The sequence below is a fragment of the Lysinibacillus sp. FW12 genome, assembly GCF_050817245.1.
GTDB lineage: Bacteria > Bacillota > Bacilli > Bacillales_A > Planococcaceae > Lysinibacillus > Lysinibacillus irui.
In genome coordinates, this window is record NZ_CP139094.1 from 3,137,086 (window position 1) to 3,157,464 (window position 20,379).

At 38.9% G+C, this 20,379-nt stretch carries 20 protein-coding genes and 1 pseudogene; 8 read left to right on the top strand and 13 right to left on the bottom strand.

The genetic code is table 11. The features are described from left to right. Positions 1–159: 159 nt before the first annotated feature. From SJW71_RS16345 to SJW71_RS16355, 3 genes are read left to right on the top strand one after another with little or no spacing between them, the layout of a single operon-like run. Complete coding sequence (locus tag SJW71_RS16345) at positions 160–1,917, top strand: ABC transporter ATP-binding protein (RefSeq protein WP_407133410.1); 1,758 nt, start codon at positions 160–162, stop codon at positions 1,915–1,917. Positions 1,918–1,931: 14 nt separating this feature from the next. Continuing rightward, positions 1,932–2,609 (top strand): response regulator transcription factor, encoded by a 678-nt coding sequence (locus SJW71_RS16350; protein ID WP_322610448.1) that lies wholly within the window; start codon positions 1,932–1,934, stop codon positions 2,607–2,609. Continuing rightward, positions 2,606–3,679 (top strand): sensor histidine kinase, encoded by a 1,074-nt coding sequence (locus tag SJW71_RS16355; protein WP_431811212.1) that lies wholly within the window; start codon positions 2,606–2,608, stop codon positions 3,677–3,679. Before SJW71_RS16350 ends, SJW71_RS16355 begins: the two co-directional genes overlap by 4 nt. Before the next feature lie 23 nt (positions 3,680–3,702). Here the strand turns inward: SJW71_RS16355 and SJW71_RS16360 are convergent, their stop codons facing one another. Further along, a complete protein-coding gene (locus SJW71_RS16360; protein WP_274796436.1) occupies positions 3,703–4,290 on the bottom strand; it encodes an NAD(P)H-dependent oxidoreductase in 588 nt (195 codons plus the stop codon). Between the two features lie 119 nt (positions 4,291–4,409). Between SJW71_RS16360 and SJW71_RS16365 the strand changes: the two genes are divergently transcribed. Then, on the top strand, positions 4,410–4,847 hold the full coding sequence (locus SJW71_RS16365; RefSeq protein WP_431811213.1) for a MarR family winged helix-turn-helix transcriptional regulator: 438 nt from the start codon (positions 4,410–4,412) through the stop codon (positions 4,845–4,847). Between the two features lie 244 nt (positions 4,848–5,091). Here the strand turns inward: SJW71_RS16365 and SJW71_RS16370 are convergent, their stop codons facing one another. Together SJW71_RS16370 and SJW71_RS16375 are read right to left on the bottom strand one after the other, a co-directional pair. Continuing rightward, positions 5,092–5,373, bottom strand: a complete 282-nt coding sequence (locus SJW71_RS16370; protein ID WP_431811214.1) for a hypothetical protein — start codon at positions 5,371–5,373, stop codon at positions 5,092–5,094. A gap of 807 nt (positions 5,374–6,180) precedes the next feature. Further along, the gene (locus tag SJW71_RS16375; protein WP_431811215.1) at positions 6,181–6,543 is read right to left on the bottom strand and encodes a hypothetical protein; all 363 of its coding nucleotides are present in this window, start codon (positions 6,541–6,543) and stop codon (positions 6,181–6,183) included. Positions 6,544–6,658: 115 nt separating this feature from the next. Here SJW71_RS16375 and SJW71_RS16380 point away from each other — a divergent pair, with 115 nt between their 5' ends. Continuing rightward, positions 6,659–7,465, top strand: coding sequence for a YqcI/YcgG family protein (locus SJW71_RS16380; protein WP_431811216.1), 807 nt, complete (start codon positions 6,659–6,661; stop codon positions 7,463–7,465). Here the strand turns inward: SJW71_RS16380 and SJW71_RS16385 are convergent. Together SJW71_RS16385 and SJW71_RS16390 are read right to left on the bottom strand one after the other, a co-directional pair. Continuing rightward, the gene (locus SJW71_RS16385; RefSeq protein ID WP_431811217.1) at positions 7,412–8,725 is read right to left on the bottom strand and encodes an amino acid permease; all 1,314 of its coding nucleotides are present in this window, start codon (positions 8,723–8,725) and stop codon (positions 7,412–7,414) included. The genes SJW71_RS16380 and SJW71_RS16385 overlap by 54 nt on opposite strands. Positions 8,726–8,741: 16 nt before the next feature. Beyond that, positions 8,742–9,677 carry an arginine deiminase family protein gene (locus tag SJW71_RS16390; protein WP_431811218.1) on the bottom strand — a complete coding sequence of 312 codons (936 nt, stop codon included), beginning with the start codon at positions 9,675–9,677 and terminating at the stop codon, positions 8,742–8,744. 132 nt (positions 9,678–9,809) lie between these two features. Between SJW71_RS16390 and SJW71_RS16395 the strand changes: the two genes are divergently transcribed. Next, positions 9,810–10,256, top strand: coding sequence for an NUDIX hydrolase (locus SJW71_RS16395; RefSeq protein WP_412926696.1), 447 nt, complete (start codon positions 9,810–9,812; stop codon positions 10,254–10,256). Positions 10,257–10,284: 28 nt separating this feature from the next. Here SJW71_RS16395 and splB read toward each other — a convergent pair whose 3' ends face one another. Both splB and SJW71_RS16405 read right to left on the bottom strand, forming a co-directional pair. Beyond that, positions 10,285–11,313: a spore photoproduct lyase gene (gene splB, locus SJW71_RS16400; RefSeq protein ID WP_274796429.1), complete on the bottom strand. Its 1,029-nt coding sequence runs from the start codon at positions 11,311–11,313 to the stop codon at positions 10,285–10,287. Positions 11,314–11,322: 9 nt separating this feature from the next. Continuing rightward, complete coding sequence (locus tag SJW71_RS16405; RefSeq protein ID WP_431811219.1) at positions 11,323–11,547, bottom strand: transcriptional regulator SplA domain-containing protein; 225 nt, start codon at positions 11,545–11,547, stop codon at positions 11,323–11,325. Positions 11,548–11,716: 169 nt separating this feature from the next. On the opposite strand from SJW71_RS16405, the gene SJW71_RS16410 reads away from it, so the two are divergent. Both SJW71_RS16410 and SJW71_RS16415 read left to right on the top strand, forming a co-directional pair. After that, entirely contained in the window at positions 11,717–13,105 is a 1,389-nt protein-coding gene (locus tag SJW71_RS16410; protein ID WP_274796427.1) for a TldD/PmbA family protein, read from the top strand. Between the two features lie 3 nt (positions 13,106–13,108). After that, positions 13,109–14,452, top strand: coding sequence for a TldD/PmbA family protein (locus SJW71_RS16415; protein WP_431811220.1), 1,344 nt, complete (start codon positions 13,109–13,111; stop codon positions 14,450–14,452). Between the two features lie 98 nt (positions 14,453–14,550). Here the strand turns inward: SJW71_RS16415 and SJW71_RS16420 are convergent, their stop codons facing one another. From SJW71_RS16420 to ribB, 6 genes and pseudogenes are all read right to left on the bottom strand, one after another. After that, positions 14,551–15,396, bottom strand: coding sequence for a GNAT family N-acetyltransferase (locus SJW71_RS16420; protein ID WP_312505575.1), 846 nt, complete (start codon positions 15,394–15,396; stop codon positions 14,551–14,553). Between the two features lie 13 nt (positions 15,397–15,409). Next, entirely contained in the window at positions 15,410–15,958 is a 549-nt protein-coding gene (locus SJW71_RS16425; protein WP_431811221.1) for a histidine phosphatase family protein, read from the bottom strand. A gap of 101 nt (positions 15,959–16,059) precedes the next feature. Continuing rightward, on the bottom strand, positions 16,060–17,367 hold the full coding sequence (locus SJW71_RS16430) for an ATP-binding protein (RefSeq protein WP_274796423.1): 1,308 nt from the start codon (positions 17,365–17,367) through the stop codon (positions 16,060–16,062). A 289-nt stretch (positions 17,368–17,656) separates the two neighbouring features. Then, positions 17,657–19,102 (bottom strand): spore germination protein, encoded by a 1,446-nt coding sequence (locus SJW71_RS16435; RefSeq protein WP_312505580.1) that lies wholly within the window; start codon positions 19,100–19,102, stop codon positions 17,657–17,659. Between the two features lie 152 nt (positions 19,103–19,254). Further along, the gene (ribH, locus tag SJW71_RS16440; RefSeq protein WP_274796421.1) at positions 19,255–19,722 is read right to left on the bottom strand and encodes a 6,7-dimethyl-8-ribityllumazine synthase; all 468 of its coding nucleotides are present in this window, start codon (positions 19,720–19,722) and stop codon (positions 19,255–19,257) included. A 54-nt stretch (positions 19,723–19,776) separates the two neighbouring features. Beyond that, a pseudogene (gene ribB, locus SJW71_RS16445) lies at positions 19,777–20,376 on the bottom strand (3,4-dihydroxy-2-butanone-4-phosphate synthase); the annotation flags it as partial. Positions 20,377–20,379 lie beyond the last annotated feature (3 nt).

Sequence of the window (20,379 nt, forward strand, 5' to 3'; positions counted from 1 at the left end):
CTTTTTAACTTGAATCAACCTAAACATCACGTATAGCAGACCCTCTCTTTTATATGATATATGATACGCTTCATTTCATATTCAGTTCATAAACGCATGCTATAGTAAAGCCATAGAAACGAAATACGTTGTTTTATACATTGAAGGAGGCTTATTTCTTTGCAAGAGACATCAAAAGACAAGACAAATCAAAAAGATTGGCGACGCTTTATCCAATTAATCAAACGAGCCGAACCCCCAATTTGGTTACTGGTCATCGCTTTAGTAATGAGTTTAGCTACGACGGGTGTAGGCTTTATCGTCCCACTCTTTACAAAACAATTGGTGGATGGTTTTTCATTAGAATCACTTGATTATTGGCAAATTATTGTACTCGGTATTGCCTTTATCGCACAAGCTATTGCTAGCGGATTATCCATCTACTATTTAAATCGTGTTGGTCAGCATGTTGTCGCTAGATTGCGAGACCAGTTATGGCGAAAGCTTTTACATTTACCCATACCCTACTATGATCAACATGATACAGGTGAAACATTAAGCCGTGTTACGAATGACACAGCCGTTGTAAAAGAGCTCATTACAGAACATTTAGCAAACTGTTTATCTGGGGTTATTTCGATTATTGGTTCCATCATCATTCTCTTAATCTTAGATTGGAAAATGACGTTAGTGATGCTAATTGCAGTCCCACTCGCAATGCTGATTTTAATGCTGCTAGGTAAACGGATGTTTGTGATTTCTAAAGGTATGCAAGATGAAACAGCGAAGTTTACAGCGGTGTTAAGTCAAGTTTTGCCTGAAACTCGTTTAGTAAAGGCTTCGAATGCTGAGCAAGTGGAATATGAGCGTGGCAAAAAAGGCATTACAAATCTTTTTACATTCGGCTTAAAAGAAGCGAAAATTCATGCACTGATTTCACCGCTCATTTCATTCGTTCTCATGTCAGTGCTAGTAGCGATCATTGGCTATGGTGGTGTTCGCGTTTCCTCTGGGGAACTGACTGCTGGTGATATGGTGGCATTTATTTTATATTTAATCCAAATCATTATGCCAATGACACAACTAACAATGTTCTTTACTCAGCTACAAAAAGCAATGGGGGCTACAGAACGAATTAGTGCATTACTGGAACATGAAGAGGAACATATTGATGAGGGTTTAACTGTCGAAAAAATCAATCAACCGATCTATGTTAAAAACGTTGATTTCTCTTATGCTGAAGAACCGATTTTATCCAATATTAACTTCACGATTGAACCAGGCAAGGTTACAGCCATAGTGGGGCCAAGTGGTGGCGGAAAAACTACAACCTTCTCGTTGTTAGAGCGATATTATCAGCCAACTAATGGTAGCATCACACTAGGAGATACCCCCATTGAAACTTTCTCTCTCCATTCATGGCGCAGTCAAATTGGCTATGTGGCACAGGAAAGTGCTCTGCTCTCAGGTACGATTCGAGAAAATATTTGCTATGGTATAGAGCGAGACGTCCCAGATGATGAGCTAGAAAGAGTCGCTAAAATGGCCTATGCGGATCAATTTATTAATGAGCTGCCAGATAAGTTTGACACAGAAGTAGGAGAACGAGGCATTAAGCTATCAGGAGGGCAACGTCAGCGTATCTCGATTGCAAGGGCGTTACTACGCAATCCCCAAATATTAATGTTGGATGAAGCAACATCAAGTCTAGATAGTAAGTCAGAAATTTATGTACAAAAAGCTTTAGACAACTTAATGCAAGGTCGCACAACATTAGTAATTGCGCACCGTTTATCTACCGTGGTAGACGCCGATCAAATATTATTTATTGAAAAAGGACATATTACAGGCTGTGGTACACACGAAACGCTCTTTGAAACACATGCTATGTATCGTGAATTTGCCATGCAGCAATTACGTATTAAAGAGAATGAATAAAGGGGTTTGTTGAAATGACAAAACTATTAGTGGTGGATGATGATGCACATATTCGAGAATTAGTAAAAGTATTTCTTCAAAATGAAGGTCTTGAGGTTATAGAGGCTACGGACGGTGTAGATGCACTGTCCAAATTAGCCGCTGAAAAAGTAGATATGGTTGTGATGGATATTATGATGCCAAACATGGATGGCTGGGCATTATGTGAGGAAATACGTTCATTCGATACGGATCTCCCTATCCTTATGCTAACAGCTAAAGGAGAAACCTCCCAAAAGGTCAAGGGCTTTCATTTAGGAACAGATGATTATCTCGTGAAGCCATTTGAACCAGTCGAGCTCATCGTGCGGGTCAAGTCCATTTTAAAAAGATACCGCATTTCCCTCTCACAGGTTGTAGAAGCTGGTAACGTTAAATTGAATCGCAGTACGCATGAAGTGGATTTGGACGGGGAGACTATTCTACTTCGTTTAAAGGAGTTCGAGCTATTATTCACACTAGCAAGCTATGTTGGTAAAACCTTTTCACGTGAACAATTAATCGAAGAAATTTGGGGCTTTGATTATGAGGGTGATGAACGAACAGTCGATGTCCATATTAAAAGAATACGCGAGCGTTTTCCACAGGAAGTTAGCGGCTTTGTCATTCGCACTATTCGTGGCCTTGGTTACCGCTTGGAACTAGCCACATGAGAAAACGAAGATTCTTTTTAAAGTTGATCATGGTCCTTTGCCTGTTTCTCATTGCAAATACTGTATTTGCTTTGCTTGCCTATCATGCAACCACATGGCTTTATAGTCGATTGGGTGCAGAGCCCCAAGGATTTTGGCTACAGTTAGGAACAGTAATTGGTGTATTTGTGCTCTTTGCCTGTTCAGCCGCTATTATCTTTTTAATCGGGCTAAATCGACAACGTAACTATTGGGATACGATTGTAGATGCATTAAGTCGCATGGCAAAAGGTGATTTTGATGTCAAATTAGATTTGAAAGCAGATGAGGAAGACCAATTTGGGCAATTAATTCATGGCATCAATCATATGGCCGTTGAATTAGGCGAACTCGAAAGAATGCGTCAAGAGTTCATTTCCAACGTTTCACATGAGATACAGTCACCTTTAACGTCTATTAATGGCTTTGCAAAGGCACTAAAAAATATCAATCTGCCTGAGGAAAAACGCCAACATTATTTAGACATTATCGAATTAGAAAGTCATCGTTTATCGAAAATTAGTGAGAATTTACTTAAACTAACATCATTAGAATCCCAGCATCATCCTTTTGAGCCTAAAGAATATCGATTAGATAAACAATTGCGCAATGTTGTTCTCGCATTAGAACCGAATTGGCTAGAAAAAGAGCTCGACTTTGATCTCCATCTTGACAACATTTGCATCACAGCTGATGAGGATTTAATGAACCAAGTATGGATGAATTTGCTGACTAATAGCATCAAATTTACCCCCAATAAAGGTACCATCTCATTGTCCATGAGGTTGGACTCAAATAGAATCACCGTAATTGTTCAAGACACTGGCATTGGCCTAACGGAGGAACAACAAATGCATATCTTTGAAAGATTTTATAAGGCTGACCAATCCCGAACAGCCACAAATGGTGGCAGTGGATTAGGGTTAGCGATTGTTAAAAAAATTATTGATATGCACAATGGAACGATTACTGTGGAAAGCAAGCTAGCCGAATGGACAAGATTTTTAATTACAATACCGATCGTCAGTATTTCAGCTCGTGCAAACGATTAACACCGTTCTGCACGAGTTATTTTTTAGTAAGCTACTTTTCTAAAATATTGATATACTTTATTCAATTTTTGCTGTTGCTTCCCCTTTTTACTTTCCATGTTACCAAACTCAAAAAACTTCACTTTTTTCATCCCAACAAACTTAAACAATGCACGCTTCATCAAAATTTTATGTGCGTTATTCAACCATAAAAATGGATAATTGGTTGGCCCCTTCATTGTAGACACACAGACAACAGACTTCCCTTTTAAGAGCCCTTCTGGAAATAACCCCTTTGTATCGCGATAAGCAAAGTTCGCTGCAAATAATTGATCAATATAGCCTAACAGCATAGCTGGTGGCCTCCCCCACCAAATCGGGTAAACAAAAACTAGTTGATCTGCCCAAGAAAGCTGTTGGCGATATTTTTCCATCTTCGGATCCTGATACATATCACGTCGTCGTTTGTGCTCATGGAACATTAAACGTGGATCGAAGTCTTCTTCATATAAATCTAGTATCTGTAACTCCTCGATGGCAGGATTCTCACGACACCCCTTAATTACTTCCTGTAGAAAAGCATAATTTAAACTTTTATGATTTGGGTATGTATAGACAATTAATGTTTTCATTTCGTGCACCTCATTACTTATCATTTGATAATAAAATAATAATCGAGCGCTTTTTAGTTGTCAAATGATAATTGTTTTGTGATAAGTTATTTGGTATCTTGACAGTAGAGGTGATCCCAATGAATAATAGATCTTTATTTCATCAATTTGTATCGTTTACTGCCGCTATCCATCAAGTGACACACGATCTTACACAAAATGTTACGGATGCAAATATCACACCGCTACAATATAAAATTCTTGAATATATTAAAGTAAGCCAGCCTGTCACACCAACCGAAATTAGTGACTGCCAACACATGTCCTTACCAAATACGAGTCGTGAACTACGAAAATTACAAGAACGACAGCTAATTGAAAAATTTAACGACACCGGAGACCGAAGAAAGCAATATGTTCGCTTGTCCAATGAAGGTGAAAAAATGATGGAAGAGGCCTTCGCCTGTATAGAGGAACGCTTTTCCCAGCTTATTCAACATGCTTCTCCACAGGATCTAAAGGAAATCCAACATGCCCTAACCATCCTAGAGCAAAAGGTTTTTCAACAGAAAGTTTAAGACCACCCCGCTAGCTGCTTCCTACAATAGCAGGCTGGTTCTTTTTAGGTAGTTGATGTTGCATTATTGCTCATACCTTTGCTTGTGGTGATTATTCTTGATTCCATACCGCTCATACCCTTGCTCGAGGTGATCATTCTTAGCTCCATTCCGCTCATACTCTTGCTCGTGGTGATCATAATTAGCTCCATTCCGCTCATATCCTTGTTCGAGGTCATCCTTATTGGTCAAAGCCGCTCATACCCTAGCTCGAGGTGATCACCTTTGACTCCATTCCGCTCATATCCTGGCTCGAAGTGATCATAATTGGCTCCATTCCGCTCATATCCTGGCTCAAGGTGATCATAATTGGCTCCATTCCGCTCATATCCTGGCTCAAGGTGATCATAATTGGCTCCATTCCGCTCATACTCTGGCTCGTGGTGATCATTCTTGGCTCAAAGCCGCTCATACCCTGGCTCGTGGTGATCATAATTGGCTCCATTCCGCTCATATCCTGGCTCAAGGTGATCATAATTGGCTCCATTCCGCTCATACTCTTGCTCGAGGTGATCCTTATTGGTCAAAACCGCTCATACCCTAGCTCGAGGTGATCACCTTTGACTCAATTCCGCTCATACTCTTGCTCGAAGTGATCATTCTTGGCTCAAAACCGCTCATATCCTTGATCGAGGTGATCCTTATTGGTCAAAGCCGCTCATACCCTAGCTCGAGGTGATCACCTTTGACTCAATTCCGCTCATATCCTGGCTCGAAGTGATCATAATTGGCTCCATTCCGCTCATATCCTTGTTCGAAGTGATCATAATTGGCTCCATTCCGCTCATATCCTGGCTCAAGGTGATCATAATTGGCTCCATTCCGCTCATATCCTGGCTCAAGGTGATCTTTATTGGCTCCATTCCGCTCATACCCTAGCTCGAGGTGATCACCTTTGACTCCATTCCGCTCATATCCTTGATCGAAGTGATCCTTATTGGCTCCATTCCGCCCATATCCTTGATCGAAGTGATCCTTATTGGCTCCATTCCGCTCATATCCTGGCTCAAGGTGATCATAATTGGCTCCATTCCGCTCATACCCTGGCTCGTGGTGATCATAATTGGCTCCATTCCGCTCATACTCTTGATCGAGGTGATCCTTATTGGCTCAATACCGCTCATATCCTTGATCGAGGTGATCCTTATTGGTCAAAGCCGCTCATACCCTAGCTCGTGGTGATCACCTTTGACTCAATTCCGCTCATATCCTGGCTCGTGGTGATCATAATTGGCTTCATTCCGCTCATATCCTGGCTCAAGGTGATCTTTATTGGCTCCATTCCGCTCATACCCTAGCTCGAGGTGATCACCTTTGACTCCATTCCGCTCATACCCTGGCTCGTGGTGATCATTCTTGGCTCCATTCCGCTCATATCCTGGCTCAAGGTGATCATAATTGGCTCCATTCCGCTCATACTCTTGATCGAGGTGATCCTTATTGGTTCAAAACCGCTCATATCCTTGCTCAAGGTGATCATAATTGGCTCCATTCCGCTCATACTCTTGATCGAGGTGATCCTTATTGGCTCCATCCCGCTCATACTCTTGATCGAGGTGATCCTTATTGGCTCCATTCCGCTCATACCCTTGCTCTGGTGATCATTCTTGGCTCCATTCCGCTCATACCCTTGCTCCAGGTGATCCTTATTGGTCAAAGCCGCTCATACCCTAGCAGTCTCTCGAAAGAATACCTCGTATACTCGCGACAGATTCGTAACCCATTTGCTTTTTCTTTAATAGTATAAAAGTGAGTAGAAGGAGGAGTCTCAAGTGGAAGGTGTAGTGTTTGATAGGAAGTGGATTGAGGATCATTTTGAAGCACTTCCATTATGGCAACAGTCTGCCTATAATGACTTTGCTGCCACGATTGCTGATGAAGCAAATACGTTTCCGTGTGTACCAGCCAGAATGGGCTTTTTATCTAATCATTTACGTTATAGTTTTGTTGGCGATTCACGGGAGGAGCAATCGATTAACTTGCTAGCTCAGTGCTTAAAGGAATACGCGAAAGTCTCGCGATCTTGTGGAAAATATACAACCCTTACAGTGTTTTTTCATACCCCTCTTGATATGCTAGAAAGCTTTAAGGTGGAGGATTATCAACAGTTATTTTGGTCAGTCTTAAACCATTTAACCAACATAGATGAGGTAGCTTGGCCTGAAGAAATACCGACAGATCCAGTCCATAATGAATGGGAGTTTTGCTTTAACGGGGATCCCTATTTTATTTCTTGTGCTACACCAGCACATAAATTGCGGAAGAGCCGTCATTTTTCTACTTTGTTAATGGCCATTCAACCTCGCTGGATATTTAATGATATAAACGACTCTACTGCATTTGGACAAAAAATGAAAAAGCTCATCCGCCAGCGCATTGCAGACTATGACCAAATTCCAGGACATCCTGATTTAAAATGGTATGGACAAGAGGATAGCTATGAATGGAAGCAGTATTTTTTAAGTGACGATAATCAAAGTCCATCCAAATGCCCTTTTTTACGGATGTCACAGGAAAATGGTTCATTACGTAATATTCCTTTGCCTTTTCACGACGAACCAGGTCGCCAATCCAATTAGAACAATAAAGAGCAGGCTCACGTAAAAACCGAGTCTGCTTGTTTTTTCGCCTAAAGTCCCAGACACCGTCACTATAATGAGTAATATCCCTATATTATTTTTCACATAGGCCCACTTTGATAATGCCATGAGCTTCCTATAGGTCACTAAAATAAAGAGCCAGTTGTAGATTAGCATTAAACCCGCTGCGGTAATTAAATATTCAAAAATTTTTTCTGGCATCAGAAAGCCAATAACAATCGTGATGACTAAACCACTCGTTAAAAAAATAAAGGCGGGAAATGGCACTTTCATTTTCCCTTTTTTCGCCAAAATATCTGGAGCATCATGATCCTCTGCCAGTGTTATAAGAATGGTGATAACCGCGTAAAGCGAAGCGACCATTGTTGAAAAACCAGCAATGATTAATACACCATTAAAAATATCTGCTACAAAAGGTATATGATACCCATGAAGTGCTGTGATAAAAGGGCTTTCATCTATCGCAAAGTCTTTCCATGATACAAGTGCCAATGCAAGTGCAATAGCTAGGATAAAGATGATTGTTATGACAACAAGCATAATTCTTCCTGCTTTCGGCGCCTCTTGCGGATTTTTTAAATCGATAACCATTAACCCCATTACCTCAATTCCTCCATAGGCATAAAAGGCATAGAGCAGTCCAAGCCATATTCCTTTCATTCCTTGTGAAAAAAAGGATTCATAATTGGCTTGTAATGAATCCAGAGTTGCTGCTTGCGTGCCTTTCATGATGATAATAACGGCAACGATAATAAACATGATAATGGCAGCAGCTTTTAAAGCTCCGAAGATATTTTGGAAATTTTCAAAGCCCTTCATTCCTGTTAGAATCACGACTAATCCTAATACGGCATAAATCGCTGCAGAAATCCAGAGTGGCAGTGCTGGAAACCAGAACCTCGTAAAAATTCCGAGCGCCATCAGCTGACTTCCCATGATTAATAACTCTGACATCAAGTATACCCAGCCATTACTGAACCCTGCCCATCGTCCAAAGGCTTGCTTGGCATAAGTACGAAAGGAGCCTTTATCAGGGTTTTCCACAGACATTTTGACAAGAGCATCATAAACTATATACGTGCAAATGGCTGCTAATAAAAAAGGAATGAGCACGGCTGGTCCGCTTTTATGAATGGCCATACTTGTTCCAAGAAAAAAGCCTGTTCCTAATGTACAGCCGATACCGAGAAGTGAAAGCTGCCACCAAGACATTCTACCCTTACTTGTTTTTGATGTCATTATTATCAGCCTTTCATTACGTTCTTACCAATGGCATTGTCATGCATCGAATTCCACCACCGCCTTTTTCAAGCTCTGTGACGTCAACCTCAAGCAAGTTCTTTTTCTTTAGTAGTGGATGTGCCAATAATTGCTGTTTCGATGCCTGTTTGCTAATCACTAATGTTTCAGGATTTAGGTTAATAAAATTAATATCAGGGATTGTCTTATAGGTGTCTAGCCAGAAAACTTCAAAACCATGATGCTTTAAAAATGATTCCACCATATCAAAACGTCTGCTTTGCGCTGTCAACACCTGTACTGGAAAGTGACGAACAAAACTTTTAGCGATGACCAAATTCTTGTTCACAACATTACAATTCATATCTAAATGAAGCGTATCATTGCTTTTTGGTAAATCAATGACTGCGATTTCAGAAAATCCCTCATGTAAAATAGTTTCCATTATACCTTCGATAGCCTCTATTGTCGTTCGCATACCGAGATTAATAAGTACAGCATCCTTATTTAAAATCAACACATCTCCACACTCGAATGAATGTAGTGGTTGCAACATTGGCATCAATTGTTGGGGAAACCATTTTTCTAAAAGTGCATGAGCAAGAGGATATTCTGGTTGCCTTAGTGAGCTTCCTGCATAACCAGGTACTATTCGATTGCCGATAACACACGCAAGATCACGTACAAAATAACGGTTAATCAACTGTTCACTTAATAACTGCTGATCAATAGGAAGTTCTTTTGCGTAATCTATAACTTTAACCCCCGCGTTTTCTAATATCATCTTTAGTGCCATGAAGCTTTCCAGTGCCTTACTATGATTAACCGTATCACTCCAACCTACCTGCTCCGCTATCGTTAAATCTGAGACATCTGCAATTGAAGGTGCACAAAGCATGACAACCTTTAGCTCTTCATGCTCTGACCAACAATTTACTTGGAATGAATCCACTCTATTTTCTCCCCTTTTTCATTAGCGTTACCATTGCTTTTTGGATTATACAAATATGAACATAAGCAGGATTTTTTCATTTTATGGTTAATTCATACAGAGGGAAAATCAATTAAAGAAAAGGATGTTATCATGGAATACTATAAATTTTTAAGACAATACGTAGGACATCAACCGATTATTTTACCTGGATCTGTTGTCATCATGTTAAATAGTGCAAACGAAGTGTTACTACAAAAAAGATATGATGGCGGCTGGGGGCTTCCAGGTGGATTAATGGAATTGGGTGAGAGCTTAGAAAATACCGCCGAAAGAGAAGTGTTAGAAGAAACAGGTCTGATCATCTCAGACTTACAGTTACTGGGTGTTTTTTCTGGACCTGATTGCTATCTTAAAGTGTCAAATGGAGATGAATTATATTCTGTTACAGCTGTCTATTATACAAGAAATGTTCACGGTGATTTAGTGATTGATTACAATGAATCAGAGACGATGCGCTATTTCTCACTGAGCCATTTACCACAAAATTTAACAGATCGTCGTTTTATTGAACCATATATAGCACAATTATTACTATAGAGAGAAAACATATTGTTCTCTCTCATAGTTACGTAAAATATTCTAGCTTCGCTTGTGGAAAGAACTTTTGCATATAGCCATATAAATGTTCTTTAATATCTTCCTCTTCTTCTTTTTGATAAATATATTTGCCAATTCCATATTTGCCCCATTTATACCTTCTCACAGTTTCGTCGAGTTCTAGCTTCGTCATCGGGTAATTTTTTTCAATTACTCGTTTAGCTGGCTTTGTAAAGCGATGCTGAATAAACTCAAATGTGATATCATCGCGTACATCCTTAGGTAGCTCTGCATCTAATCGTTCAAACATATGGTAATATCCCTCCTGCCACCCTTCATGGAGATAAATAGGGGCCACAATAAATCCAAGTGGATATCCAGCTCTTGCCACTTTACCTGCCGCCTCTATGCGCTTTGCAAGTGGGGATGTACCTGGCTCAAAATGTTTGATGACATAATCTGCATTAACGCTAAAACGAAACCTTGTCTTGCCATTATGATTGGCATCCAATAGGTGGTCTACATGATGGAATTTCGTAACAAACCGCAATTGGCCAAGCTCGCTTTGCCCAAAATGCTCAATAGCACGTTTCAATGTATGTGTTAAATGATCAATCCCTACAATATCAGAGGTACAAGATGCCTCGAAGCGTGTGATTTCAGGAGCTCTTTCGGCCATGTAATGATCAGCTTGCTCTAGAATTTCATCGACATTTACATACGTACGAATATAAGGTTTGTTGCCCATTGTCGTTTGTAAATAACAATAATGACAATGGCCCATACAGCCTGTTGCAAATGGAATGGCATATTCTGCTGAAGGCTTCGATGTATCAAACTTTAACGTCTTTCTAATCCCAACCACTAAGGTGGATTTAGCTACGCGATACTTTTGAAAATCATTGTCTCCTGGCAGATTTCTTACTTGATTGTGCGACGTCGTATAGCGAATTTCAATCCCCATTTTCTCAAACTTCTCTTTGAGCTCCTGCCCTAATGGATACTGAAGTGCATCGGGTTCAAAATAGACAAGCTGAGGTGTAAAAGGCTTTATCATGTCCACCTCCTAGTGAAAATACTGATGATAGGCTTGTTCAGCTGCCATCTCACTTGAAAAAATTAACATATCATTCGTGATCGGATAATAGGTTTCGAATAAAAATAGAGCTAGCTCCTCTGGTTGCTCTGGATGATTGACTACCGCCGCTTCCTGTATATTCGCTACATCCTGAATATGTGGATTGCGATAAAAAATATAAACTATATCACCAGCATTATATAGTTGCTGCATCTCTTCACCTTCCTCTGTCTTTCCATTAGTTTGGTGAAATTGCATAAAAATTATGTCATAAAAAATTTTATTGGCAATATACATAAATTTGTATATCACCAATCTAGAAATATAGAATAATACAGAACTTTTTAAAAATTTGGTATAATCAAGAAAAGGAGGAATTTATATGATTAAACAATCCATTATAGAAAATGTGCTTGAAGCAGCTCTTGCTACAGGTGGTGATTTTTCTGAAATCTTCATTGAAGATAAGTATGCTAATGAATTCGTTTTACAAAGCGGACAAATCGATCAAAGTATTGCTGGACGTGATTTTGGTATTGGCATCCGAATTTTTTCAGGCCTTCAAAGTATCTATACCTACACTAATGATTTTTCTGAGGAAGGCTTATTGGCAGCAGCCAAACGAGCAGCACTAGCTATCAAAGGTGGTGCGTCAGGTACTATTCACCCTCTTCATAAGGAGATGGTGACACCTATTCATCAAATCCTGCGTATGCCTAATACTGTGGAGCACAGCAGGAAAACCGCGATCATGCGACAAGCAGATTCAATCGCTAGAAATTATGACCCCCGTATTAGTCAAGTATTTGTCCGTTATTTAGACGAACAGCAGAACGTACTAATCGCTAATTCTGAAGGTAAATTTGTAGAGGACACACGTATTTATAGTAGGCTGAGCATGCGAGCAACTGCTGAAGAAGGTACTGAAGTGCAAACAGGTTTCTATGGTCCTGGTGCCCATGCAGGCTTTGAATTTATTGAAAGACTGGATCTTAATCATTACGCAGGAGAAGCTGCACGTATTGCTGTAACGATGCTTCATGCAGATGAATGTCCAAGCGGAAAATTCCCTGTCATCATTGATAATGAATTCGGTGGCGTTATTTTCCATGAGGCTTGTGGCCATGGCTTAGAAGCAACAGCTGTTGCTAAAAATAATTCTGTCTTTGCGAATCGTATTGGGGAAAGAGTGGCTCCTGAAATTGTTACATATATTGATGACGGCACACTTCCGAATGAATGGGGTTCGCTCAATATTGATGATGAGGGAGAAAAAACAAGGAGAAATGTTTTAATTGAAAATGGTATTTTAAAGGGCTACCTAATTGATAAATTTAATGCTCGACGCATGAATGCGCAGCCAACAGGCTCTTCACGCCGACAATCCTACCGATTTAACCCAACATCACGCATGACGAATACCTTTATCGCACCTGGCACATCTACGCCAGCCGATATTATCGCTTCTACAGAATACGGAATTTATGCAAAATATATGGGTGGTGGACAAGTTTCCCCTTCCACTGGTGATTATAATTTTGCGGTAATGGAAGCTTATATCGTCAAAGATGGCAAAATTGAACGACCTGTGCGAGGGGCAACCCTTATTGGCAATGGAGCTAAAACATTGCAGCTAGTTGATCGAGTTGGCAATAATCTTGCACACGGAGCCGGCATGTGTGGATCACTTAGTGGTAGCCTTCCTGTCAATGTTGGTCAGCCGATGATTCGCGTGAGTGAAATAACTGTTGGTGGAACAAAGGGGGAATAAACTATGAGCATTACACAATACCAAAAAAATCTTTTACAACAAGCAGTAGAAGCTGGATTAACAGAAGCAGAAGTCTATTATGAACAGAAAACTTCATTTCAGTGCACACTTTATGAAGGTGAATTGGATAGCTATGAAACATCAGACGATGGCGGTCTCAGTCTTCGAGGACTCTATAATGGAAAGATGGGCTATGCATATACAGAAAAAGTAGATGATGATTCTATCGCTTTTTTAATTGATCAGGTGAAAGCCAATGCGGATGTACTCGATGAGCCTGAAGATCTCTCTATTTTTGAGGGTAGCGAGGAATATGCTCAACATTCTTTTTATAATGAAGAACTAGAAGCAGTGAGTATTCCAGAAAAGATTGAATGTTTAAAGGCTATAGAGCAAAAAATCAGAGCGTATGATCCCCGCATTATAACGCTCGATTATTGTATACTTCAATACTATTCAACTGAACGTGCTTTAGCGAATAGTAATAATTTATCTTTATCACATAAGGAAAACGGCTTAGTCCTCTTCCTGTCCACAGTTGTCAAGCAAGGTGACGAATTAAAAGCTGGTAGTTATTTGAAAATGACAAGAGATTTTCATTCCCTTGATGTAGATGCTATTGCCAAGGCTGCTGCTGAGGAGGCTCTCGCCCATTTAGGTGAGCAATCCATCCCTTCAAGCAAATATCCCATCATTCTCCGTCATGATGCCGCAGCGGAATTACTAAGTACCTTTATGCCGATTTTCTCCGCTGAGAAGGCACAAAAAAATCAGTCATTGCTAAAAGGCAAAGAAGGACAGCAAGTGGCTTCTGACATATTGTCACTCATCACTGCACCGTATCATCCTGAAGCGTTATCAGGAGGCAATTTTGATGGTGAAGGTGTTGCCACTAAACAACAAGCCATAATTACCGATGGCACATTACAAACACTCTTGCACAATCGAAAAACAGCCAAAAAAGACGGCTGTGAGTCAACAGGTCATGCACAAAGAGAATCTTATAAGGACACTTTGGCTGTCGCCCCACAAAACTTTTATATTGCACCCGGCCAAGAGACACAGGACTCATTAATCCACTCTTTAACTGAAGGTGTGCTTATTACGGATCTATCAGGACTTCATTCAGGAACAAATAGTATTTCTGGTGATTTTTCAGTGGCAGCTAGAGGATTCCATATTCAAGATGGTCAAATTGCCTCACCAGTCAAACAAATGACCATTGCAGGTAATTTCTTCACATTATTAAAAGATATACAAGCCATTAGCTCAGATCTGTACTTCTTACCAAGTGGCCATGGTTCTCCCTCTTTCATTGTTAAAGAACTAGCAGTAACAGTAGAATAATAGAAGAGCGAGCCATCCATTACTTCCGGAGGCTCGCTATTTCAATAAAAGACATGTTCTTCATTTTTTATTCCGGGTTCTTTATTACAATAGTTTGCTTAAAATTGCTTTTTCATCTGTACCTGCTCTGTCGTCACCTTTAGGCCATTCTTTATTAAAAAGCTAGTTGCGGGATTATTAGCTAAAAAGTTAACAGCCGTCATTTGGACTGGACATGTTATGACGCTTTCGAGAAAGTTGGGTAGTAAATTTTGATGTCGATCTTCAAGTATCTCTAATTGGTAGAGTAGTATTCGCTCCACTTCACCACTATCATTCCAAACGGTTTTGTATAGCATATAGCCCAGTGCTTTATTATCGTCGTTATAAAAAATCTTGGCTTCTCCCTGTTTCACACTCTGCCAGCTACATTGCCACGGCACATCTTCCTGATAGAACGGGAATTGGGGTAGTTGCTCAGGGCGAATAGTTTCTATATGAATGCGAGCTGTCTGTTCTAATTTCCCTTCATATTCCCCACTTAAAAATAGCAATTGGTTGGAAATAGCATAGCCATATTTCTCATATAACGCAATGGCTACCTTATTTTCTTTGATCGCTTCCAACGTAGCGATCTCCACCTGTTCTCGCTCGTAGATAGCTAGGGCTTCTTCCATTAATAAACGGGAAACTCCTTTACCACGATAGTCTGGTGAAATACCTGTGCCACCATTCCAAGCAGTTTTCTTGCCATTGACGATACGAAAACCGTTTAGAACGATTGCAATTGGCTCATCCTTGTCAAAAATAACAATAGAATGCGTTGGAGACAGTCCCTCCCCAACTAATCGATGCAAAAACATTTCTGCCGTCATGTTGATTTCAACAAAATATCCTTCAAAGCCTTTATTCCATGCTTTCAATACTTCCTCTAACGTGCACTGTGAAACAGTTTTGATCTTCATATTGTCCCTCTTCTCAAATGGAATCTATTTTTGCTAAATCTTCTAAAGTTAATTTCTTCACAATATCATATCCTTGACCTGGACCTTTTGGCCGTATTACTACCGTTCCCATATCGGGGAGGATGCCAAGTCCCACATCTCTAGGAAAGCTATGGCCAATGATTACACTGTTCATGCCCTGTGGCGGAATTATTTCCAGCATAGATGAAAGGGCTATTAATATTCTAGTTTGCTCACTGCTAGGAAGATCGCCACCTAACTTATTGATGTCATACAAAAAGGGCACAATTTGTACATCGTAATTTGGAAATGCCAGCCGAGCGGTTTCAATTGTTCGACAAAATGGACTTGTTGCAATAGGAGAAAGGATAGGGATTTGCCAATAACGTAGCATTTGACCAAAATAAACAGCTTCCCTACGCCCTTGTTCTGATAAGTTTCTCTGATTTTGACAACTATGAAATGTACCATAGGGTTGATCTACACCAACCGTTGCTGCCCCATGCCTTCCATACAAAATAAGCCCGCCCTTTTTCATTAATGCCAGGAGGCTCTTTTCCATTTTCTTCATCTCCTCCATCATATCACTTTATACTTTGTAATGTATGTCCTACATATTAAAAAAAGCTCCCCACAATTGTTTTGTAGAAAGCTTTTTTCCTGTTATTTTATTGGTATATTAACAATGGCAGTCGTTTCTAAATGTGTTGATGAATCGATCGAAATATGACCATTATATTTTGAAACAATTTCTTTAACTATAAATAATCCTTGTCCTCTTAGTCTACCATTCTCAAGTTTTTTCGTTGAGAAACCTTGTTTAAATATTTGGTCAGGATGAGCAATATTTGGACCTGTATTGGTAATTTTAAATTCATATTGTGCTTCATCTGCTCGACAGCAAATCATTATTTTACGTTGTCCCTCCGGTAACTCTACTGCAGCATCTATGGCATTATCAATTAAGTTTGATAGAATCTTGATTAAATCTGTCGTTTTAATCTTATTAAAGTCATCTTGAGAGATAGTAAAATCCATATCGATGTTATGATTCTGTGCCGTTAACTTTTTCGTTTGCAATAATATGGATAAACCTGGATGATCAATATTTAACTTTAATGATTTAATTGCTTGAACCTCTTTGGATAGTGAAGACAAATATTGTTTGGCTTGCTCAGTCTTTTCTAATTGAAGAAGACCGTGTAATACTTGAATATGATTCGTAAAATCATGACGTAATGATGACACCGACGTAATCAATGCTTTGATTTCTGCTTGATATGTGTCTTCAGTAGCACCAACTTCTTTCGCTACTTCCTTTTGATACCATCTCTGTAAAAATAAAAAAGAACCAATGACAATTAAAATAAAGACTCCATTAAAGATAAAAATAAATAGATTGTCTTCAATGACTTTACCTTTAATACCATTTAAAGTATCTGCGCTAATATCAATACCTAAAAACCCAATAATTTTCCCATTGTCATCTTTGATGGGTGCGCCAACTGATAAGTAGGAACCATGTATAGAGTCATGTATGACCTCTGTAACATAGGTTTCACCGTTATAAGCTTTTTCAACTTCCTTCGCGGGAACGGTACAAACTACCCCAATTTCGAAGCCCTCTCTCATTTCTTTTGGCATCCCTGTAATCATGGCTGTCGATACTTCTGGATTATCCACCTTTAGGGTGTAAACAAATAGTGCACCCAGTTTTATTCTTGCATCGTTTAAATAGCTTCTTACTTTCCAATAATACGCATTTTCCTGTGGATTATTCAAAAATTGCTGATAAGCATCCGTATCAATAGATGAAGCAATGGAACGGGCAGCCTCTAAACTTTGATTGGCAATCGACTCCTCAACGGTCTTTTTAATTTTTACATAGGATGTAAAGATGTTTAAACTTGTAAACAAACATAATAAAAACGTTGATAGAATTAATATTAGTTTTACTTTTCGATTTTTCATATAAAACGGGACTTCCTCATCTATAAATATTCTAGAATATTATTATATTATAATTAACTCTATTGTATCGTTTGTATTGCGAACATTGCTTGTATATCCTACATAAATTAAAACATAAAATCAAATTTTATTTTTCCATTACTAAAATTATACACTTAACAAATAGTTTAATAATCCTTAACAAGAAAGTAAACTAAAAAGGTAAATAGTAACGTTTTATGTCTCTTTTCACTAAAATAAAACAAAGAAAAAGACCAGGTACTAACAATACCTGATCTTCTTTGAAAAGTTATTTATTTTTACTTGAAGTACGTGTTCGATCTTGTGGCTTTAAAAAGGAAGGTCGCTTGCTATAGCCCTTTGGAGAAACACGTAATAAAGATTTTCTAATATTGCCTTTTTCAAAATCTGCACTAAAGTTAATATATGGTACACCTAGTACTTGCATATTTGCTGTGTACAGTAGAATGAAGAAGACTGAAATAAAAAACCCAAATAAACCCAAAAATGCAGATGCAATAATGATGATTAATCGGAAAATACTCATAGCTGTCACGAATGATTGATTAACAAGTGTAAAAGCAGCAATACTTGAAATGGCAATCACCACAATCATCGAAGGGCTTGTAACACCAGCTTTTATCGCAGCATCGCCGATAATTAAGCCACCGACCACACTAACGGAGCCACTGACAGCACTGGGTAGACGTAAGTTCGCTTCACGAAACAGTTCAAACATAAATAGCATTAGTAGTATTTCTAAAATCGTTGGAAATGGTAAACCCGTTCTTGACTCTACAACCGTTGCAAGAAGTAGAAAAGGTAGCTGTTCTTGATGGAAAGTTGTTAATGCAAGCCAAAAGCCGGGTAATAACATACTAATCATTATGCCTACAATTCGTAGCACTCGTTCCATTGAACTGACAATAATAGGATATTCATTATCTTCTGCCGATTTAAAAAGCAGCATAATATTTGTTGGTGTAATCATGGCATACGAAACACCATCAATCATGAGAAGTATTCTTCCCCTAATCAATGCCTGGACTGCAAAATCTGGTCTTCCGGTATAGTCATGTCTTGGAAGAATCGTGGCAGTTTTCTCGATTGCTTCCATTAATAAATCACCATTGACAACGATATCCGTATCAATCTTTTGTAATTGTAATCGAATTTGCTCCAGCATATTGAGGTTCACAATATCTTCCATAAAAAGGATCGCTACTGTAGTTTTAGAACGTTTACCAATTTCTAATGTCTCGACACTAAATGAATTGGTTGGTAATCGTTTTCTTAACAAAGCAATATTAATGAATATATCTTCAATAAAGTCATCTCTAGGTCCTTTAACTACTAATTCAAGTGTTGTTTCTCCAGGCTCTCGGTTAGGTCGTTTTGAAATATTGCTCGAATATAATAATTGATTTTCCTCAAAATACAATAATACGTGGCCCTTATAAACTCTTGTCAGTATATCCTCTTTCGTTAGTACCTTTTGAAGATAAGGAATTTGTAAATGCTGTTCTATTTGTTCTTCTAGCATTTCGTCAGAGCTATTATTTAATAAGTCTTGAACCCGTTGAACAATCACTGTTTGAAGTATTTGCTCGTCTACCATCGCATCACAAGTTATAAAATGTACCGTATATTGCTGAAATTTATACTGTTGGAATATCACATCAGCAGAGCGTTGAAATAGTGATTTCAGCATTTTCAAATTAATCATTTGTTCCATTGATGAAATACTTCTCATCTCCTACTGAGCCAGCTCAAGATTAGTACATTTATGATAAACAACTTTCAATAAATACACTTAAGCATATTTTTCCCATGGATATTAAAAATATTCAAGAAAACAAATGATGTGATGGCTATTAGAACATGTTCTTATCCAATCATTTTTTTCAGATTTGCCATTTCAATTGCTGACATTGCAGCATCATAGCCTTTATTACCAGACTTCGTGCCAGCACGTTCAATTGCCTGTTCAATATTTTCTGTTGTGACAATACCGAAAATAACAGGGACATTTGTTGTTAAGGACACATTGGCAATACCTTTTGCCGACTCATTGCACACATAGTCATAATGTGTTGTTGATCCACGAATAACAGTTCCTAATCCAATAATGGCATCATATTTCTTTGTTTCTGCTAATTGCTTAGCAATAAATGGAACTTCAAAAGCTCCAGGAACCCACGCTACGTCAATAGATGCTTCATCTACTCCATGTCGTGTTAAACCATCCATTGCTCCATCCAATAATTTGCTTGTAATAAACTCATTAAAACGTCCTACGACTACCGCTATTTTTAAATCTGTTCCAATTAATTGTGCTTCAAATTTTTTACCCATTGTTCTTTCTCCTTTTTAAATAGATAGTGTATTTTCTGTTGTGAATAACCGATTGCGATAGGCAACCAATGCTTCTATCGATATCATTTTTAAGCCATGTTGAGCTGCGTACTTTGTCAGCTCTTCAAAACGTAGCATCTGTCCATCATCACCCATGATTTCGCAAATAACACCCGCAGGCACACTCTGGCAAAGCTTTGCTAAATCAACAGTTGCCTCAGTATGTCCTCTACGCTCTAAGACACCGTTATCCTTTGCAATTAGAGGAAAAACATGGCCAGGTCGACGAAAATCAGTTGGCCTTGCTTGATCTTCAATCATCTTTTGAATTGTCAACGCGCGTTCAAAGGCACTAATTCCTGTCGTTGTTTCTTCATGGTCGATACTGACCGTAAATGCTGTTTGATGGTTATCTGTATTGTTCTGAACCATTGGATGTAGATCTAGCTTTTGTGCTAGCTGCTGTGAAATAGGCGTACAAATAAGACCTCTACCATAGGTTGCCATAAAGTTAATTGTTTCCGGTGTGATGAATTCAGCAAGTGCTAGAAGGTCCCCCTCATTTTCTCGATCTTCATCATCAACTACCACAATTATTTTGCCTTGCTTTAAATCTTCTAGGGCTTCTTCAATTGCATGCAGCACTAGTGTCATCTC

What these genes read in the sequence shown, in the direction of transcription:
- SJW71_RS16385 (WP_431811217.1), bottom strand. Translation starts at nt 8,725, where the DNA reads ATGACATCAAAAACAAGTAAGGGTAGAATGTCTTGGTGGCAGCTTTCA.
- SJW71_RS16410 (WP_274796427.1), top strand. Translation starts at nt 11,717, where the DNA reads ATGATTAAACAATCCATTATAGAAAATGTGCTTGAAGCAGCTCTTGCT.
- SJW71_RS16360 (WP_274796436.1), bottom strand. Translation starts at nt 4,290, where the DNA reads ATGAAAACATTAATTGTCTATACATACCCAAATCATAAAAGTTTAAAT.
- SJW71_RS16435 (WP_312505580.1), bottom strand. Translation starts at nt 19,102, where the DNA reads ATGGAACAAATGATTAATTTGAAAATGCTGAAATCACTATTTCAACGC.
- SJW71_RS16350 (WP_322610448.1), top strand. Translation starts at nt 1,932, where the DNA reads ATGACAAAACTATTAGTGGTGGATGATGATGCACATATTCGAGAATTA.
- SJW71_RS16370 (WP_431811214.1), bottom strand. Translation starts at nt 5,373, where the DNA reads ATGGAGCCAATTATGATCACCTTGAGCCAGGATATGAGCGGAATGGAG.
- SJW71_RS16430 (WP_274796423.1), bottom strand. Translation starts at nt 17,367, where the DNA reads ATGAAAAATCGAAAAGTAAAACTAATATTAATTCTATCAACGTTTTTA.
- splB (WP_274796429.1), bottom strand. Translation starts at nt 11,313, where the DNA reads ATGATAAAGCCTTTTACACCTCAGCTTGTCTATTTTGAACCCGATGCA.
- SJW71_RS16415 (WP_431811220.1), top strand. Translation starts at nt 13,109, where the DNA reads ATGAGCATTACACAATACCAAAAAAATCTTTTACAACAAGCAGTAGAA.
- SJW71_RS16425 (WP_431811221.1), bottom strand. Translation starts at nt 15,958, where the DNA reads ATGGAAAAGAGCCTCCTGGCATTAATGAAAAAGGGCGGGCTTATTTTG.
- SJW71_RS16365 (WP_431811213.1), top strand. Translation starts at nt 4,410, where the DNA reads ATGAATAATAGATCTTTATTTCATCAATTTGTATCGTTTACTGCCGCT.
- ribH (WP_274796421.1), bottom strand. Translation starts at nt 19,722, where the DNA reads ATGGGTAAAAAATTTGAAGCACAATTAATTGGAACAGATTTAAAAATA.
- SJW71_RS16355 (WP_431811212.1), top strand. Translation starts at nt 2,606, where the DNA reads ATGAGAAAACGAAGATTCTTTTTAAAGTTGATCATGGTCCTTTGCCTG.
- SJW71_RS16420 (WP_312505575.1), bottom strand. Translation starts at nt 15,396, where the DNA reads ATGAAGATCAAAACTGTTTCACAGTGCACGTTAGAGGAAGTATTGAAA.
- SJW71_RS16395 (WP_412926696.1), top strand. Translation starts at nt 9,810, where the DNA reads ATGGAATACTATAAATTTTTAAGACAATACGTAGGACATCAACCGATT.
- SJW71_RS16405 (WP_431811219.1), bottom strand. Translation starts at nt 11,547, where the DNA reads ATGCAGCAACTATATAATGCTGGTGATATAGTTTATATTTTTTATCGC.